Below are 17,318 nucleotides of genomic sequence, written 5' to 3' on the forward strand. Positions count from 1 at the left end.
CAGGCCAACTGCTGCTGGTCAGTGGACTTCATGCATGACTCGCTCTCCAGCGGACAGCGGTTCCGTACGTTCAACGTGGTGGATGATTACAGCCGAGAATGCCTCGCCATTGAGTTAGACACCAGCCTCCCCGCAGCCCGGATATTACGGGTTCTGGACAGGGTGGCGGCATGGCGAGGGTATCCGGAAAAGCTGAGAATGGACAACGGGCCGGAACTGATCTCGATCCAGATGGCTGAGTGGGCTGAGGCGCATGGAGTGGAGCTGGAGTTCATCCAACCGGGCAAGCCTACTCAAAACTCGTATGTGGAACGATTTAACAGGACGTATCGGACGGAGGTTCTTGACTTCTACCTGTTCAGCAGCCTCGCGGAAGTTAAGGAAATCACAGCGAACTGGCTGAAGCAGTACAACGAAGAACGGCCCCATGAGTCCTTGGGCAACATTCCTCCGGCTGAGTATTTGGAAATCAATTCACCCCAGAAAGTCTCTACCTTCGGGTGGCACTAACTTGGGGAGGTTTACAAAAAGATGAGGGCAATGACGCGTATATGAAAACCTACATACTTAATCTTTGCCTGAGCCATGTCATGAAGCTTGCTCTCTCATAGGCAACTTTCTTTCCAATCCTTACCCGGACTGATGGCCCTATCCCCATGGCATCGGCATTGGACATACTTTTGGGGGACAGAAGTCCCCCCATACATCTGGAAGCAACATCTCGCGTGAACACAGGTGGGAGTTCTTTTTCCAGGGCGTCGAAAAAACGATCTGTGCCATAGAGATTGGTAATGGGAGTACGATATGGCCGCATGTGGCTACCTCATCGGGCTAAATTGTGTGGTGTTGGGCATACTATATAGAGGAGGGCAGTAGGAATTTAATTTTCCTACTGCCCTCGGTATTTGAATTTCCGCACACTCGCACAGCTCGCACACTACGCACACGGCATTTTTTCAATTTTAAAAATCATTATCGTCAACGGTCTGATACACAATTGAAAGCTTTTCCCCTAAAGGCAAAGGACTTTCAATAATACCATGCGCAGATTCGCCATACAAGTTATCCCTAATAATGGCGAAACCTCTGGGCCGATTATCGTTACAACCTTGCCAGAACTGCTCTCGCACTTCACCGTCCTTGGTCAGAATCAACAGCCCTTTCTCTTTCAGATTAGTGACAAGAGATTTATACTGAAAATCCTTGCAGATTTCGGCTACTGCATAGGTACGTGGGATAAAAAAGCAGTCTTTGTTATCTGCAGCAAGCCTCTTGATTGGGTAGGTATCGCCAACTTTCCCGTAGAACTCAGCACGGGACAGAGACAGAAGCTTCTCTGTTGCTTTTTCAATCTCAAAGTCTACCGCACCATTTCTGTCCCGGAGCCACCAGTCAAAGCAATGCTGCATAGCGGCCATTGCTTCTCCAGCCGACCAGGGCAGTATGTTGAGACGTATGGCGATTTCACCCACACCCGCCAGGAAGGCAAAATGATTGGCAACCCGTTTTGCTTGGGCAGACATGGACGTGCTCGCACGCCCGACAAGGAACTGGGCCATGTATCCATTAACCGCCTCACAAATCCCAGCATAGTCGTCTTTGATGTGCTGGATCATAGCCCGTAATGGGGCACCCCGGTATTCTTTACTGCTTTGTACCAATTTGTCGGAAAATTCTCCAGCGGGCATGCCGTCAGGTATAATCGTGAATATGCCGTGGTCAGTACCACCGTCTGCAAGGATACTGATAACGCGCACCTCATGCCCGGCCATGGCTTTATTCCTATAACCTTGGTCAGCACGGTCAGATATGGACACTTCACCTGAAGACAGAAATGTCAAATTCCACGTCGGTACACGACGGCTGACACCGGTCTTTGAAGAACGTGATTTGCCCTGGCCATTGGCAAGCATATAGGCTGCCTGGGCCACCACATCAGGGTCACACTGATTTATTTCATCAAGCAAAAGGCAGTTGTCGTTATGTTGTTCCGCTACGCCTTCAAGGCCATTGTCCGTTGTTCGCCACGACTTAAGCTCACCGCCAGTGACAGAACCCGCAACATGAAGGCTCGTCGTCTTGCCGCTGGAAGAATTACCGTAGAGGTGAATGCCAAAACCAGAATGCCTCATGAGCGTCAACAAGGGGCCGGACAGGGCCGCAATAATCGTCACCTGCAAAAGAGGGTTGCTCTCGCAATACCTCCCCACATGCTCTCTCCATTCTTCGAGTGTTCCCTTTGACTCAAACAGCTTGGACGCCACAGGGAAGCGGGAGCACAGATACTCGCACTGGCCGTGCTGACTTCCCAGATCAAAAGGTACAAATTTGTTGGCCTTTTCAACCCAACCATTTTTTTCAACAATCAAAGCCCGCTGCTTTGGGGTTGCTTTGCTAAGGTATTGTATAAGCCGCTGGCGGGGCAGTCTGCCTGGCTCCAGCAGCAAACCAGCTTCCGACAGGAGCGCAAGCGCCTCTTCACCTGAGCCGTTTAAGGATGTGAAAGGCACTAGACACTGATGGAGAATGCCATCAGGATCACGTATTTCAATAATCTTTGACCAGCCGCAGCTTTCAGCGTCACGAGCAGAAGCCTTTACTTCAAGTGAGGAAGAGATTTTTTCATAAGTGGTTTTGTCGCTGGCATCTGGATAAAATACAAGCTCTTCGTCCAGTACGGCAAAGGCATCGACTTCGAGAGTCGCAGCGAGCTTTCGCCGATAAAGATCCATAGGGCATTTTACTCGGCAGCCGCCTGAACAAGGGAATACTTTCTGGACTTCCTTACAGGTGATGGGAGAATAACTGTAGGCATTATGCAGCTTCTTTTGGGCCTCTTCTTCATTATAGCGGCGAGGATCAAGCTGACTATACATGTGGAATAATATCCGTCCCAATGGCCCACAGTGGGAAAAAATTCTGGCAAGCGCAAACCATTGGGGCTCTGAGAGTTCACCCGCATGCTGGCTGCAGAAAGTCACAAATTTACATTCTGTTTCCAGGCTTGCAACCTGGCTATCGGCGTTACGCCTGTCAGCAGTAAGACAAACAACCCTTTTGGCTTGCAAATAGGCTTCTTCCAGCATGGGAGCGCAGGTGATACCATTTCGGCTTCCTTCCTCCTCAATATGCCGGTCTTTTTTGACGAGTTCCTCAAAAAAAGAAGCTCCATTGTACATGATCTCGTCATATGTCACCGGCACCTTGTAATTGCCGTCAGCCCGCTGGATATGGGGCAGTCGGATGAGTTGGCCTTTGCCGCCCTTGAACCCGTTTGGATCAATGCACAGGTCTTCAGGGGTAAGTTTGCGGCTATCCTTAAGCGCACCAAGGACTGTACCGTCCCAAAGTTCCTTATGGGCAGCAATATTCAGAATGGAATCAAGGGTACGCCTGTAAATGGCAGGCAACTCAATGTCACCAGCTTCTGAACCTATAAGCTCTCGTGGGATAATCACATGGAAGCCCTTGCCGCCACTGGCGTAATAATGCAAATGGTTGGGGTTCACGTCATATTTTTGGGTAAGCAGCCTGCTGAAAATGCGAACAGCTTCAAGCGCTTTAGCAATATCGCCCACCTTGCCCAACGGATTGCCATCGTTATCAAACAACTCTTTTTTGGCATCGAAGTCCAGCACCAGGTCGCCATAGCGCATGGGCTGAGGTTTACCCTTTTCCACAGGGCCACTGAATTCGAAAATAGAAATGGCGGTATATCCGTCACCTACGGCTTCTTTGATGCCATCTGTGGAGGCAGGGTACTCTCTCCATTGCCGAGGCATTTCCGCAAAATCTGCGTGTTCCTGATCGGCATGGCCCGCGTAGACTATCCGCTTTTCCTTCTGCTCTGTCGGCGTAGAGGAACCATCCAGGATTTTCATGACAACTCCTGATAAGTATGCGTGCGATAGTCGTTCAGGGCCGAAATGGTCTGCATCGGGCTATTACACATATACTAATCAGCAGAAATGTATTTTTTAATTTTGTTTTTGAGGAAACGTGTTTTTGCGCTGTGCGAGGTGTGCGAGGTGTGCGAAAGCCAAAACACCTGAGAAGGCGAGGGGACAAAAATTTTGCACAGCGGTATCTGTGCGGCGATATAACCTGCAACAGACTTTGATTTTTTGCTTTGGCCTTGTTTTAGATTCTTTCTTGTGTTTATTTTTCTTCGCCTTGATCAATAGGTTGGCAAACATATGCACTATCTATCCATCTGATGCACATCCCCCCTAAGGGGGGATGTGCATCAGATGGATAGATCAGCAGAATCTGCCAACATGATAATTCAAAAAGAAAAAAGGATGGTTCTCCCCAAGGAGAACCTATAAATAGCCGCAGGAGCCGTTCAGCAGATTTCATCATCCGACTGCTTGGTAATGTCGGCTTCCTCGGGAGCAGTAAGCTTGCCTTCTTCCCTGAGCGCTTTGTAATGGCTGTGAGCGGCTGCCCTCTTACATATACCCATATCCACAATAGCATCGCATACTTCACCTTGTGCCTGATCCGAGTGCTCTTTGACATAATTGAGGATGGCCTGATCAATATCCGGCTTATCGGGGGTGGATGCTCTCTTATTCGAATTTTTTATGTCTTCGTCTTCACCAGCCGGAAGGGCTGTGGTAGGCGATACTATTGCAACTTGACCGATAGGCTGAAAGGTCATGCCGTCGGATTCGTTTTTAATACTGTATTTGATCCAGGGCTTATCAGTAAATTCAAAATTACGATTTTTTGTTGCTGTGGCCTCAATTGCGTGTGTACTATTTTTCAGTTGCAATGCTGCATCCACACTGATGTCTTTCCCCATAGAACCAAAAGAGGCATGTCCACTTTTCCCTTGGTGGTCAACTACGATGCCAGTTTTACCGTGTCGCCTGCACCAGCTATAAAAATTATTTAATTCCTTGATAGCTGTATATTCCGAGCTCATAGCTGTTGGGATAACTTTAAACAGGCTGTCCACTATAATGATGTCAGCTTGTTCAAGGTCGGGCAGCAGGTCTAGCCACCCCTCTTCAGTGTCCAACACTAAATTCTTTTTTTCTGCCACCGAGGAGCGGACTATAAGATTATTTGCGGCATCCTCAGGCAATCCAAGCCCTTTGGCAATTGAACGAGCACGTTCTTTCAGCTTGCCTGGGGGCATTTCGCCGTCAATCAGCAGCACACGGTATTTACGTGAAGGATATACACGTCCGTTCAACGCCTTATGCCCATTTGCGAAGCACAGAGCCAATAGAAGCGAAAACAGACTCTTCCCTACGCCGCGCCACGCAAATATGGTCATCTGGTCATCCAAAGAAAGCAACCCTTCCAGAAGTGGCTCTGGCTCGCTTTCCCCACCTGGCAACTCCAACAAAGGTTGCCCTTGGGGTAAAATACCCTGAGGGGGCTCCACGCCAAATTCACGGCGACAGTGCTGTGCGAATGTAGAAAGATCGCATTCACCGCTTGGAAATGCTATCGGATAAATGTCTTGGGCAAGCTTAATAATATTTTGAACCTGGTTTGTTGCTTTTTTTTCTTGCCGTTTCAAAAAAATGGGAAACAACCCCTGCGCCTGTAACACCAAGAATAGCTTATAAGCCTCATAGCACCCATCAACAGTATCGTCTGGGAAAATAATGGGCGTCATTGACCCCAGGGATGCCCAATCGCTCATTTCAACCGAACTGTATGTTGTCACAGGAAACGTTTTTGGTATCCATGTGTGATCCTGTTTGATAGTTTCGCATGTCCACTCATTTGCACATATAAGGGCATATTTAGATCTACCGCGCCACCGTGACAGTGCATGTAGGTCATACAAAGGACAATTATGATGAGGATGGAGCAGATCAAAAACAACATTACCAGTAGAGTTACCAACACGCTGCCAGGCTGATATGGGAAGCTTGGCAACCATTCCTGAATCATCAAATAAATACATAATACCAAAGACTGTACTTCCATTCTCTGTGGAGTACCAATACACTCTAAATTTTTTGAATCCAAAATCTATCGGAACAGAGCGTTCAATGGCTTGCATTGCGTTAGCCTTGTCTCTGTCCGTCATCAACACGTTGTTGTGACAAGCCTTTCGATTAAACAGATAACGATCCTCTTGAGTAAGGCTCACCCTCAAACGTTGGAGGATGTTGGAGTAGACGTTTTGTGGGAGCCATCCGCATTTTTGCTGAAAAAGCGGACCAAGGTAATACCCACATGAGGCGGGGTGCTGTTCGGCATCTAAGATGGACTGCTTGTCTTCACTATTCCCTTGTAGCAGATTAACACGGCCAGGCCTTTCAGTAGTATACGCACCGCAGCTTTCAGGATGCAAAGAAATAGCAGTATTATCAGATAGAAAAATATTTTTGTTTTCTTGCGTTGCATTATGATCAAGGATAGTTGCTAATCTTGCCACAAGAGCGGGGTCTGTCTGAACTTTACGCCAAAATAAGTCTTGCAGAAGTGCATCATTTACAAAGCCATACAGGCTCCAGGCTGGATGGCCGAATGCCTTTGGGTAACGCGGGGTATATTGGTACATAAATCCTCCAAGTGAGGCAGGACCACACCTGTTTCACTTGCCAATTTAACGGCGAATTTCAGTTGCTGTTTAAAAAGTATCAACAGATACTGCTATATAAACCAGCATTGTCAATGGATGCAAGGAATGAAGCGTAGGCCGCAGGCAAGGATGTGTAACAATGCTTGTCTGGGGTATGTCTGGCATGATTCATAAATGGGGTTCGGCAGACGTGAGGCGTATGCCCCTTGCTGATGGGGGCGAGATGGGCTAAAAAAGGGTATATGGTACAGCGTGTGAGTGTGCCACTCACTGGGTCACCAATCCAAGAAATCTTATCAAGTCAGCCACAAAAAGAAAAAGGAATTGGGCTTGTTAGCTCAATTCCTAAATTCGTGGTGCCGAGGGCGGGACTCGGCAGTGGTGAGAAAAGGACTCGAACCAACTGGCTGTATTGCTTGATAAGTTAAAAGAGCAGGGTAGTTATGGTGACCCAGTGAGTGGCACACTCACACGCTGTGCCAGATGTCTTTTTTAGCTCATCTCACCCTCATCAGCAAGGGGCACACGTCTCACCTCTGCCGCACCCCATTTATAAACCATGCCGGACATAACCCTGCCTATCTCATTTTCCTTGTCTGTGTCTGGTTGAGTAGATATCACACCTGTCCGATTTTTGGGAGGCACTTCTGACCATCAGGCCACAGGAAAGAACTTCATGGCTATGTTTCGCCACATTGATAGCTACCAAAATCAATTCATTTTTGTCATGTTGACCAAGGTCATCGTAGCATTCTCCTTTTGGGTATAGGGATATCGTTAAGAATACTGATGACGACGGTGACCTGCTACTTAATATTCCGGTGGTACTACGGTCCGGAATCCAGCGATAAGGCCCTGGATGCTTGGGCTTTTGAGCACGGTGTGCAAATAGAGTTTACTCGTTCGGGGAAGCCCACGGATAATGGACACATTGACAACTTTAACGAAAAATTTCGGGATGAGTGTTTAAAACAGAACGCATTTCTGTCCCTGCCTGATGCCCGAAGAACCGTTGAAGCGAAGAACCGTTGAAGCATCGCGCCAGGATCACAACCAGCCGTGCCCGCATAGTGCATTGGGCTGCTGACACCGGAAGAATTCCGTGAAAAGAATATAACCTGCAACCCATTGGGAGCCACTAACTTTCAGTGGTATACGTAGTGGGGTACGGTCAAACTGCCCTGATAACTGTTATTTATGTAGAATGGAGCGCATCATGTCCAATTATGATAATGCTAAAGTGGCATTCTGGGGCAAATCATTCGACAAGTTTTACGTAAACGTAGATAAGGAAATTAATGAAATCAACAATAAAAGTTTATATAAACGACTTAAAGATGATAACTATGCTGATTTTTACAAATGCTTAGTTGTTCATGAATTTTACTCTAAAGATAAAATGTATCAGAAATATATCCTTAGTATTTTTGGAGTTGATGAATTAAAGAGAAAATCTTTAGTTGAACATCCTCAACCTGAAAAACTTTTACCTACTATTGTAATGGCATTGGGCTATCCTACTATTATTGCAGCAATTCTTTTGGGAAAATCTTTGAGAATAGAGCCTAGGCACTGTTTTTCTATGCCTTCACGATCTACCCTTCGTGCCAATACCTCCATTGTCAGTCCTGTGGAATGATTATATAATTCTTCCACGGTGTTAATTTGCTCTCTTTATTTATAAAACTGAATACAAAAACTGCTAATTTTTTAAGCGACTTGCACAATGCAGCACCATTTAAGCCGCCAACAGCTGGAAGCCCTCACTCTTCGGTGGGAGCAATGGGAATCTGAAGCTACGACCAAGGTGCAAAAAATTGCGCGGGCGAGGCTGCATCTGCTGTTTTTGCTGTTTCGTTACGGTGGATTGCGCCTCAGTGAGGCCATGGCGCTCAACCCGCGCCAAGCTATAGACACTATCACGGGGATGATGCGCGTGCCTGGCCCCAATGCCCGTGAATTGTTATTGCCTCTGAGCGTTATGCGGCACGTCCGGCGCATACTCAGTCTTCCTGAAGCTTCTGATATCGATTTTCTGCGCTTTGATCAGGGTTTTGTGCGCAAGAAGCTTTATGCGGTGGGTGGAACTATGGGGCTGCCCTCCGCCGTGGTGGGACCGCGGGCCATCCGCTATTCGCGGGGGCTTGAGCTGCTGGGTCTGCATGTGCCCATGCCTCTGGTGCAAAAATTTCTAGGGCAGCAAGAATCTGCACAACTGGCGGCCTTCTTGAACTTTTCAAATGGTGAGGCGCGCCGTATTTTGGTCAGCCAGGCATACGGCCGGGAAAGAGCCCAGTGCTCCCAGTCTGGCGGAGATAATGACGACACCAATCTTTTTCTTGGTATTGTCAGTGCAGTGGTTGTGGGCATGCGAAAAATTCAGGTGGAAGTGACCACCTTTTCTGATCTGCGGCTGACTGCCTTTTGTGATCCCGAGCAGGTTGGTCTTCTGGAGATTCATGAGAATCAGGTAGTGAGCGTTAGGATTGATCCAGAAGGCATTGTGCTGTGCTCTGAAAAAACAACAACAAGCCTGACGAACTGCGTATGCGGCATTGTGGAAAGCCTGCATGCCGATATGGTAGAAACTTTTGTTTGTCTGAGGCTGTCCGATGGCACTACCATACGGGCTACGCTTGAAACCCTGGCCGTGGGCAAACTGCATCTGACTGAAGGCAAAAAGATTTTTGCCGTTTTTCCCGCAACCGCCGTGTATTTGCTGGCGGATTAAAATCGACGTCACAATTCCCCACCGATATAGCTGAACCTTGGCCTGTTATTTTCTGCTGTGACCATGAGGCGCGAGCATTTGCTGCCATGGTCATGTCTTTTATGTCACGCTTTTTAATGATATCGTGATAATCGCATTGACAGCAGGACGCATCGGCTCGATCGGGCGAGTATTTTAACGTTAAAATACTCTGAAGGCGATGGCGTGAGCCGCCGCCCGCCGCGCAGGCGTAAGTCAGCTTCACCGTTGCCCATTAGGGCCTGCGGATGCTTTCTGCGCTGCAACGACTGCCGCGAAGGCAGTGCTGCTATTTGTTTGCGCTGGCAAATGCCGAAGCAAGCGTCTTCAAATTTTGAGAATGTACATTCTCAAAATTAATTTGCCATGATGAATTTTAAAAGGAGTATAACATGTTCCGTTTCTTTTTGTCTGTCTGCGTCTTGGGCTCTCTGGCTCTGACCCCTTTTGCGCGGGCCGCTGACACTCTCATGATGGCCACTACCACCAGCACTCAGGACTCGGGTCTGTTGGAGTACCTTGAACCTGTTTTCAAAAAAGAAACGGGCATAGAGCTTAAATGGGTGGCCGTGGGTACAGGCAAGGCGCTTGAAATCGCCAAAAACTGCGATGCCGATGTATTGCTGGTACATGCCCCGTCAGCGGAAATGGAGTTTGTCAAGGCCGGACATGGCACGGACCGCCGTCAGGTCATGTACAACGATTTTATCATTGTGGGGCCTGCATCTGATCCGGCTGGCATCAAGGGCAAAAGCACGGCAGAAGCTCTTGGCGGCATCTTTGAGGCCAAGGCCGGTTTCGTGAGCAGGGGCGACCAATCCGGCACACACAAGGCCGAGCAGAAGCTCTGGAAGCAGGCTGACATCACGCCTGACAAAGATCCCAAATATTTTTCCGCCGGGCAGGGTATGATAGCCACGCTGAACATGGCCGCAGAAAAACAGGCCTATTCACTGACAGACCGTGGAACGTGGATTACCTTCGCTGACAAGATGGGCGACAAGAATCCTCTGGTCATCGTGGTGGAAGGAGACAAGGCCCTGTTCAATCAGTACAGCGTCATTACGGTCAATGCCGCGCAGTGCCCCAAGGTCAAAAAGGATCTGGCGCAAAAATTCGAAGACTGGTGGGTGGCCCCGTCCACACAGCAGAAAATTGCGGATTACAAGCTGAAGGGTAAACAGCTTTTCTTCCCCAACGCTGAATCCGGCGCAGGAAAGTAACTGCACAAGTGACAATCGCCGGGGGGGCAGATCTGTTTGTGATGATTTGTCTCCCCGGCATGCCTTAAAGTTTTTTTGTTTTTTTACTCTTCTGCGAGCGCCCGTATGGAATATCTTATCAACGGCCTTTCTGGCGCGTTTTCTCTTCTAATCCATATGGATGCGGCTACACTGTCCGCCATATACGCCACTTTGCTCTCCACCTGTTACGCCATGACGGTGGCACTGCTGCTCGGGCTGCCGCTGGGCTTCGTCCTTGGTTACTGCACCTTCCCCGGTAAAAGAGCATTACGCCTCATTTCTGATACACTTCTGGCTTTTCCCACAGTGCTCATCGGGCTGTTGGTCTATGCCTTTATAACGGCCCGCGGACCCTTGGGCCAGTACGGGCTGCTTTTTACGCTGCCGGGCATGGCTATTGGGCAGGCCGTATTGGCTCTGCCCATCGTAACTTCATGGACGGCGCAGGCAGTGGAGAGCCTGGATCCGCGCTGTCGGGAAACGCTGCTCACTCTCGGGGCCAACGGCAGGCAGGTCGCCGCTCTCGCACTGTGGGAATGCCGCTACTCCATTGGCATGGTTTCCATCACGGCCTTCGGGCGTGTCATCACTGAAGTGGGCGTGGCCATGATGCTGGGGGGGAATATCCGTTACGCCACCCGCACAATGACAACGGCCATCGCGCTTGAAACCAGCAAGGGCGATTTTGCTCAGGGCATTGCCCTGGGGCTCATACTTTTGCTCATGGCTTTTATCATCAATTTGATGCTGGCCTTTTTTCGCCACAGGGGCCGGGTATGACAGAGAAGAAGGATTTGTTGTACCAGGGGCGCGATCTTGTGCAAGTATACGGCGATCGTATTGTACTGAATGTGCCTCACATTGAAATCGTACGGGGTGAGGCGCTTGCCCTGACGGGCCCCAACGGCTGCGGAAAGTCAACGTTGTTACGCATCCTGGCCTTTCTGGAGCGTCCTGCCTCGGGGGCGTTACAGTACGCCGGAGGAGGTAACGGAAGAAAGCAGGCCACACTGCTGCTGCAGGATCCCTACCTGTTGCGTATGAGTGTTTTCAGCAATGTTGTAATGGGGCTTCGCCTGCGTAATGATACCGCTTCGGCCGACATGGTTTTCGAGCAAAGTATGCGGGCTGTAGGTTTTGACAGGCCGTGGGATTTTGCCCGGCGCGGCCCAGGCGAGCTCTCCGGCGGAGAGCGCCAACGCATAGCGCTGGCTTCAAGGCTTGCCTTGCGCCCCATGGTGCTTTTACTGGACGAGCCCACGGCCAATGTGGATGCCGCCAGTGCGCGGGATATGGTACAAGCAGTGAGTGTCTGCCGGCGTGAAGGGGCGACAGTGGTTTGTTCAACGCATGATCCGGCGCTGATCCATACTCTTGGCGCGCGCGAGGTTCAGCTTGGCAGACGCTGGGATGAAACTTTCTGACATTGTAGCTGGGCCCTGTTTTAGCAGCCGCGCTGCGCCAGGGGCTGTTGAGTCATTCTTTAATCCTGCTTGAGCTTTTGTTGTCAGATTGACCAGTAGCCGTGTGCGCCACGTGCTGGCTGCGTCCTCTCCACGCATATCGTCATCGTTTTATACCAGTATGGGCACGCTGAGGGGAAAAGCGTGTCATTTTTTTTATATGCTTGCCTGTGTAATTGCCTGGGGTACAGTACCTCTCAAACACATACAGGCGCGGTAGCGCTTTTCAAGGAGGCCCCATGTTTCGTTTCTTGCGCGTCAATATGGCGACAAAAACCTGTGTTCTTGAAGAGATCCCCCAGGAGTATGCGGGCCTTGGCGGTCGCGCGCTGACCTCGACCATTGTGGCACGGGAAGTGCCACCAACGTGTACGCCCATCGGCCCGCACAACAAACTTGTTTTTGCCCCGGGGCTGCTTGGTGCGACCAACAGCCCCAACGCGAATCGTCTTTCCGTGGGTTGTAAAAGTCCCCTTACGGAAGGCATCAAGGAATCCAACGCAGGCGGCCAACCTGGCGGTCATTTGGCCCGTCTGGGTATTCTGGCAGTCATTATTGAAAATATGGCCGAAGAAGGTCAGTGGTGGCAACTCGAAGTAAGCAAGGATCACGCTAGGCTTGTGCCTTCGGACGTGGCTGGGCTGAACAATTTTGACGCCGTGGCCAACCTTGTGGAAAAATACGGCAAGGATTGCAGCTACATCACCATCGGCAGGGCCGGTGAATTCAAGCTTACTGCGGCTTCCATCGCCTGTACTGACCGCGAGCTGCGTCCCATGCGCCATGCCGGGCGAGGAGGCGTGGGCGCTGTCATGGGTTCCAAAGGGCTCAAGGCCATTATCGTCAATCCCGAAGGCGGTAAAAACCAGCCTCTCAATGACGAAAAAGCCTTTCGTGAGGCCTCCAAGCGCTTTGCCAAGGCTCTGGCCGAGCATCCCATCACCAGCAAGGGACTTGCGGATTACGGCACGGCCGTGCTCATCAATATTTTGCACGAAGCTGGCGGTTTGCCCACAGCCAACTTTACTGTTGGCCAGTTCGACCAGCACGAGAGCGTTTCGGGCGAACTTTTGAACCAGATCACCAAAGAGCGCGGCGGCACAGTGGCGCACGGCTGCATGAGCGGCTGCATGATCCGTTGCAGCGGCATCCTGCCGGACAAGAAAGGAAAATTCCAGAGCAAATGGCCGGAATATGAAACCCTGTGGGCTTTCGGTCCCCATTCCGGCATCGGCGATCTGGATGCCATTTCGCAGTACGACTACCTGTGTGACGATATTGGTGTGGATACCATTGACGTGGGTGTGGCCATGGGGGTGGCTATGGCCGGAGGGGGCATACCCTACGGCGATGCCAAGGCTGTGCTGGACGCCATGCATGGCATCAGTGAAGGCACGCCCTTGGGGCGCATTATCGGGTGCGGCACTGCCACCACGGGCCGGGTCTTCGGTGTGCGGCGCGTACCTGCCGTCAAGGGGCAGAGTCTGCCTGCCTATGATCCCCGTGCTGTCAAGGGCCAGGGCGTCACTTACGCCACTTCGCCTATGGGAGCGGACCACACTGCAGGCTATGCCGTCACCGCCAATATCCTCAGCAGCGGCGGCACGGTTGACCCTCTGAAAAAGGAAGGGCAGATTGAGCTTTCGCGTAACCTCCAGGTGGCTACAGCCTCTGTGGATTCCGTAGGCTTGTGCCTGTTTACGGCCTTTGCCATTCTTGACGTGCCGGATGCGTTGCCCGCCGTTGTGGACATGCTCAATGCCAAGTTCGGCTGGCAGCTCACCGGCGACGATGTGGTGACTCTGGGCCAGCGCATTCTATCTACTGAAATAGATTTCAACCGTCGTGCGGGCATCACCCTGGCTGCGGACGTGTTGCCCGACTTCTTCACGGATGAAAAACTTCCTCCCCATAACACCACGTTCGACATCACGCATGACGAACTTAAAACCGTGTTTAACTGGGTTGAAGAAAAGAATTAGACCTGATCTTGAAAAGCCGCCGCTCCGGCAGAAGGCGGAACGGCGGCTTTGAAATTTTGTTTTGCTGTCGAAAAAGGGCGCCCGGCTGGCGCGGGATAAGCCTTGGCGCTCCAGATGGATGCTGGATGCTTGACCGCAGTTTCAGGGCATGTGCATATAGAGTCTGACCGCGCAGGTTTGACTGGCATGCGGACGAGGAGTTTATCATGCACCTGACCGTAAAACTGAGTACTACACTACGTGATCATGTACCCGGCTATATCCCGGAAAAGGGCTTGCAGGTGACCATACCTGAAGGCTGTACCGTGGGAGGGCTGGCCCGGCATCTGAACCTGCCGCAGCAAGACATCAAGATTGTTATGGTCAACGGACGCCAGCACAAGGCGGACGATCTCCTGCGCGACGGCGATCGCATAGCCTTCTTCCCGGCTGTCGGTGGAGGCTAGGCGTCCGTTGGCCATGACTACACCCCAGTTATACGCTTTTTTCAAGCCCCATCTGTGCGCTGTATATCCGGCGCATCCGGCCTCAGCCGATTCCGGCAGGCACTGTGACGGTGCGGAAATACTGTTCGTAAGGCTTGCGGGCATTCGCACCTGGGCAGATACGCAAGGGATGACCTTGCGCGAGGCCATGATTTGCCTTTTGGGGCACCATATCTGGCCTGAGCGCTTTCGCCGCAATTACGGATTGTTTTCATCGGGCGACATGGCCTGCCTGTTGCAAAGCAGGGTACTTGTGCTGGGCTGCGGCGGTTTGGGTGGATATGTGGCGGAACTGCTGGCCCGGTCGGGTGTGGGCTCTATCCGGCTTGTGGATAACGATGTGTTTGATGAAAGCAACCTCAACCGTCAGTGTTTCAGTTCAGAACGCGCTCTGGGGCTGCCGAAGGCGCGGGTCGTGTGCAATGCTCTTGAAGATATTGCTTCGCATGTGGCAGCAGAAGCTCTGGAAGTTGAGGCTGGCGAGCACAACCTTCCTGAGCTTGTGACAGGTATGGATATTGCGCTGGACTGTCTGGACAGTATCCCTTTGAAGACCGCTCTGGAGCGGGCCGCCTTGGCAAGGAACGTACCTTTCATTCATGGGGCCGTTCTTCGGGAAGAGGGCTTCAGCTATGCCAACTCCGGCCCAAGGCCCCGGCTGGAGGAACTGTACCCTCAGGGGCAAAGCTCTCAGGAGCTTGCGCAGGCGAGACGTGAAGCCATTGGCGCTCTGGCCCCGGCTTCGGTGGCCTGCCTGATGGTCAAACTGACCCTTCGCGCTCTACTGACACAAAGCAAGGACTCGTCCTTGCTGCATCTTGATTTATCCGTACCGGAGCTGGAAGACTTTTCCTGGACTGGCCTGGAGTAAAAACTTCCACTACCTTCCCGCGTATTCCCAGATAATCTGACCTGTCTTTTCCGTGCCATAGCCTCCCATACTTTCAACCGTCTTGCGGAAGGATTCACTGCGTATGACATCCAGCAGGGCCTGCATGGCTTCCATTGCTAAAAAACGTCGTGGAATGACCAGATCGTATTCCTCCATGCCAACAGGAACAAAGGGGAGCCCCAGAGCATTGGCGGCGGCCCTGACAGCGAGGCCGGCGTCTGCCCGGCCGGAAAGCACGGCAGCGGCCACGTTCATATGGGTATATTCCTCGTCACGATATCCCTTGATGCCAGTGGAGGAAATTCCCAGGCTGGCCAGACGGTAGTCAAGCAGCACGCGGGTGCCGCTGCCGCGCTGGCGATTGATAAATCGCACATCCTGCCGGGCCAAATCTTCTATGCCGTTGATGTACAGAGGGTTGCCGGGCGCTGTCAAAATGCCTTGCTCCCTGTCCACAAGGCGTAGAAGTACTGTGGGTTCTTCAAGATTTTCTTCAATGGCCTTGCGATTATACACGCCGTCTTCCGCGTCGAGCAAGTGACTGCCCGCCAGATGGCACTGCCCACGCCGCAACGCCATCAGGCCGCCCAATGATCCCACATGGGCAGAAGTCAGGCGGAATCCGGGGTAGGTCTTGCGCAACAGGCTGTCGAGCATATCCAGGGTATTGTCATGACTGCCTATGGCGAGCAGCGCCCCTGCAAGAGCCGTCTCCGGGCGCAGCAACTCAACGGTTACCGGCTCTCCGGCATCACAGCCTTCGCTGTCTCGCGGAATGCAGATAATGCCGTCTGCGCGGCTCAGGCTTGTAATGGTTCCTGCGCCGCGTGGCAGGGGCACAGCCACTATGGAGCCACCAACAAGGCCGAGTTTGACTCTCAGTCGCTCTTCCATTCCGGGGCGCGAAGGCAGCGGATTGTAGGGAACAGCAAGAACTTTCCGGCGTTCGCTGACAGAGCGTTTCTGCCACAAGGCAAGCAAATGTAAGACAAATTCTTCCATGGCGATGCCAGCCGAAACCGGATAGCCCGGTACGCCGATAACGGGCCTGCCTCGCACTACGGCCAGTACCGTGGGTTTGCCGGGCATAACCGAAATGCCGTGCACCAGTACTTCCCCCAGTGATTCCAGCACATGGGCGGTGTAGTCGTGGCTGCCTGCCGAGGAACCGGCATTGAGGATGATCATGTCTGCCCCGGCATCAAGGGCGTTTGTGATGGCGGCGGCAATGGCAGTCGGTTCATCTGGAACTACGGGCAAAACCGTTGCATCGCCTCCGGCTTCGGTAATCATGGCTGAGAAAATCAGGGAGTTGAACTCGGGCAGCACCCGGCCAGCGCGCAGGTCTTCTTCTCGCGCTTCAGACAGGGGCACTATTTCCGAACCACTGGGCACGATGGAAACGCGGGGCCGGACGAATACAGGCACTTCAAGTACGCCACCCGCCGCCAATGCGCCCAGGTCGTATGGTCCTATACAGGTTCCAGGCGGCAGGATTATTTCTGTGGCCACCATATCTTCGCCAAGCTTTCGCACATGCTGCCAGGGGAAAGTGGCTTTTTCAATGATGGCCCACTGTGTTTCCCCGACGGTTTCCGTGTTGAGATTTTCCATCATGATGACGGCATTTAAGCCCTGAGGCAGGGGATGGCCGGTATTTATCCAGTGAGCCTTTTTACCCAGTTCAAGGCGCAAAGGGTTGCGGGCCGAAGCGGAAAACGTATCTTCGGCACTGACCGCAATACCGTCCATGGCTGCGCCGTGAAAGGCCGGAGAGGACCGTTGTGCCTCAACAGCCCGGCTGAGTACACGGTGCAGCGCATCAGGCAGAGCTACATTTTCTTCCGCCAGAGTATGGGAGTGGGCGTGTAGACGCTCAAACCAGAGAATTCTAGCTTCATCGGGCGTGAGCAGGGTCAGATAGGTATTGCGTTTCAAGGTTTGCCTCCA

Annotated in this window: 13 protein-coding genes; 10 read left to right on the plus strand and 3 right to left on the minus strand. The window is 51.8% G+C overall.

All coding sequences use genetic code 11. The annotated features are described in order from the left end of the window. Window positions 1-510 (plus strand): integrase core domain-containing protein (locus tag HNQ38_RS08430; protein ID WP_183719409.1); only part of this gene is annotated, 510 nt, incomplete at its 5' end. A 452-nt stretch (window positions 511-962) separates the two neighbouring features. Here HNQ38_RS08430 and HNQ38_RS08435 read toward each other — a convergent pair. Beyond that, window positions 963-3,656, minus strand: a complete 2,694-nt coding sequence (locus HNQ38_RS08435; protein WP_183719411.1) for a DUF927 domain-containing protein — start codon at window positions 3,654-3,656, stop codon at window positions 963-965. Window positions 3,657-4,345: 689 nt separating this feature from the next. Beyond that, window positions 4,346-6,532 carry an AAA family ATPase gene (locus HNQ38_RS08440; RefSeq protein WP_183719413.1) on the minus strand — a complete coding sequence of 729 codons (2,187 nt, stop codon included), beginning with the start codon at window positions 6,530-6,532 and terminating at the stop codon, window positions 4,346-4,348. A gap of 810 nt (window positions 6,533-7,342) precedes the next feature. Between HNQ38_RS08440 and HNQ38_RS08445 the strand changes: the two genes are divergently transcribed. The 9 genes from HNQ38_RS08445 (at window position 7,343) to HNQ38_RS08485 (ending at window position 15,347) form a co-directional block, all read left to right on the plus strand. Next, a complete protein-coding gene (locus HNQ38_RS08445) occupies window positions 7,343-7,585 on the plus strand; it encodes an integrase core domain-containing protein (protein WP_183719415.1) in 243 nt (80 codons plus the stop codon). A gap of 184 nt (window positions 7,586-7,769) precedes the next feature. Then, window positions 7,770-8,192, plus strand: a complete 423-nt coding sequence (locus HNQ38_RS08450; protein ID WP_183719417.1) for a hypothetical protein — start codon at window positions 7,770-7,772, stop codon at window positions 8,190-8,192. An 87-nt stretch (window positions 8,193-8,279) separates the two neighbouring features. Next, a complete protein-coding gene (locus HNQ38_RS08455; protein ID WP_183719419.1) occupies window positions 8,280-9,284 on the plus strand; it encodes a TOBE domain-containing protein in 1,005 nt (334 codons plus the stop codon). Between the two features lie 410 nt (window positions 9,285-9,694). After that, on the plus strand, window positions 9,695-10,525 hold the full coding sequence (locus tag HNQ38_RS08460) for an ABC transporter substrate-binding protein (protein WP_183719421.1): 831 nt from the start codon (window positions 9,695-9,697) through the stop codon (window positions 10,523-10,525). A 105-nt stretch (window positions 10,526-10,630) separates the two neighbouring features. Beyond that, window positions 10,631-11,326, plus strand: a complete 696-nt coding sequence (locus tag HNQ38_RS08465; RefSeq protein ID WP_183719423.1) for an ABC transporter permease — start codon at window positions 10,631-10,633, stop codon at window positions 11,324-11,326. Then, window positions 11,323-11,970, plus strand: a complete 648-nt coding sequence (locus tag HNQ38_RS08470; RefSeq protein WP_183719425.1) for an ABC transporter ATP-binding protein — start codon at window positions 11,323-11,325, stop codon at window positions 11,968-11,970. Before HNQ38_RS08465 ends, HNQ38_RS08470 begins: the two co-directional genes overlap by 4 nt. 278 nt (window positions 11,971-12,248) lie before the next feature. Further along, a complete protein-coding gene (locus HNQ38_RS08475) occupies window positions 12,249-13,991 on the plus strand; it encodes an aldehyde ferredoxin oxidoreductase C-terminal domain-containing protein (RefSeq protein ID WP_183719426.1) in 1,743 nt (580 codons plus the stop codon). Between the two features lie 206 nt (window positions 13,992-14,197). Then, a complete protein-coding gene (locus HNQ38_RS08480) occupies window positions 14,198-14,437 on the plus strand; it encodes a MoaD/ThiS family protein (protein WP_183719429.1) in 240 nt (79 codons plus the stop codon). Between the two features lie 13 nt (window positions 14,438-14,450). After that, window positions 14,451-15,347 carry a HesA/MoeB/ThiF family protein gene (locus HNQ38_RS08485; RefSeq protein WP_183719431.1) on the plus strand — a complete coding sequence of 299 codons (897 nt, stop codon included), beginning with the start codon at window positions 14,451-14,453 and terminating at the stop codon, window positions 15,345-15,347. Window positions 15,348-15,356: 9 nt separating this feature from the next. On the opposite strand, the gene HNQ38_RS08490 is transcribed toward HNQ38_RS08485, so the two are convergent. Then, the gene (locus HNQ38_RS08490; protein WP_183719433.1) at window positions 15,357-17,306 is read right to left on the minus strand and encodes a molybdopterin biosynthesis protein; all 1,950 of its coding nucleotides are present in this window, start codon (window positions 17,304-17,306) and stop codon (window positions 15,357-15,359) included. Window positions 17,307-17,318: the final 12 nt, after the last annotated feature.

Origin of the sequence: Desulfovibrio intestinalis, assembly GCF_014202345.1 — a bacterium.
Lineage (GTDB): Bacteria > Desulfobacterota > Desulfovibrionia > Desulfovibrionales > Desulfovibrionaceae > Desulfovibrio > Desulfovibrio intestinalis.

Bases quoted from the DNA above. Each gene is read 5' to 3' on its own strand.
- HNQ38_RS08480 (WP_183719429.1), top strand. From the start codon at position 14,198: ATGCACCTGACCGTAAAACTGAGTACTACACTACGTGATCATGTACCC.
- HNQ38_RS08470 (WP_183719425.1), top strand. From the start codon at position 11,323: ATGACAGAGAAGAAGGATTTGTTGTACCAGGGGCGCGATCTTGTGCAA.
- HNQ38_RS08450 (WP_183719417.1), top strand. From the start codon at position 7,770: ATGTCCAATTATGATAATGCTAAAGTGGCATTCTGGGGCAAATCATTC.
- HNQ38_RS08445 (WP_183719415.1), top strand. From the start codon at position 7,343: ATGACGACGGTGACCTGCTACTTAATATTCCGGTGGTACTACGGTCCG.
- HNQ38_RS08465 (WP_183719423.1), top strand. From the start codon at position 10,631: ATGGAATATCTTATCAACGGCCTTTCTGGCGCGTTTTCTCTTCTAATC.
- HNQ38_RS08485 (WP_183719431.1), top strand. From the start codon at position 14,451: ATGACTACACCCCAGTTATACGCTTTTTTCAAGCCCCATCTGTGCGCT.
- HNQ38_RS08455 (WP_183719419.1), top strand. From the start codon at position 8,280: ATGCAGCACCATTTAAGCCGCCAACAGCTGGAAGCCCTCACTCTTCGG.
- HNQ38_RS08435 (WP_183719411.1), bottom strand. From the start codon at position 3,656: ATGCGCTATGGCGACCTGGTGCTGGACTTCGATGCCAAAAAAGAGTTG.
- HNQ38_RS08475 (WP_183719426.1), top strand. From the start codon at position 12,249: ATGTTTCGTTTCTTGCGCGTCAATATGGCGACAAAAACCTGTGTTCTT.
- HNQ38_RS08460 (WP_183719421.1), top strand. From the start codon at position 9,695: ATGTTCCGTTTCTTTTTGTCTGTCTGCGTCTTGGGCTCTCTGGCTCTG.
- HNQ38_RS08440 (WP_183719413.1), bottom strand. From the start codon at position 6,532: ATGTACCAATATACCCCGCGTTACCCAAAGGCATTCGGCCATCCAGCC.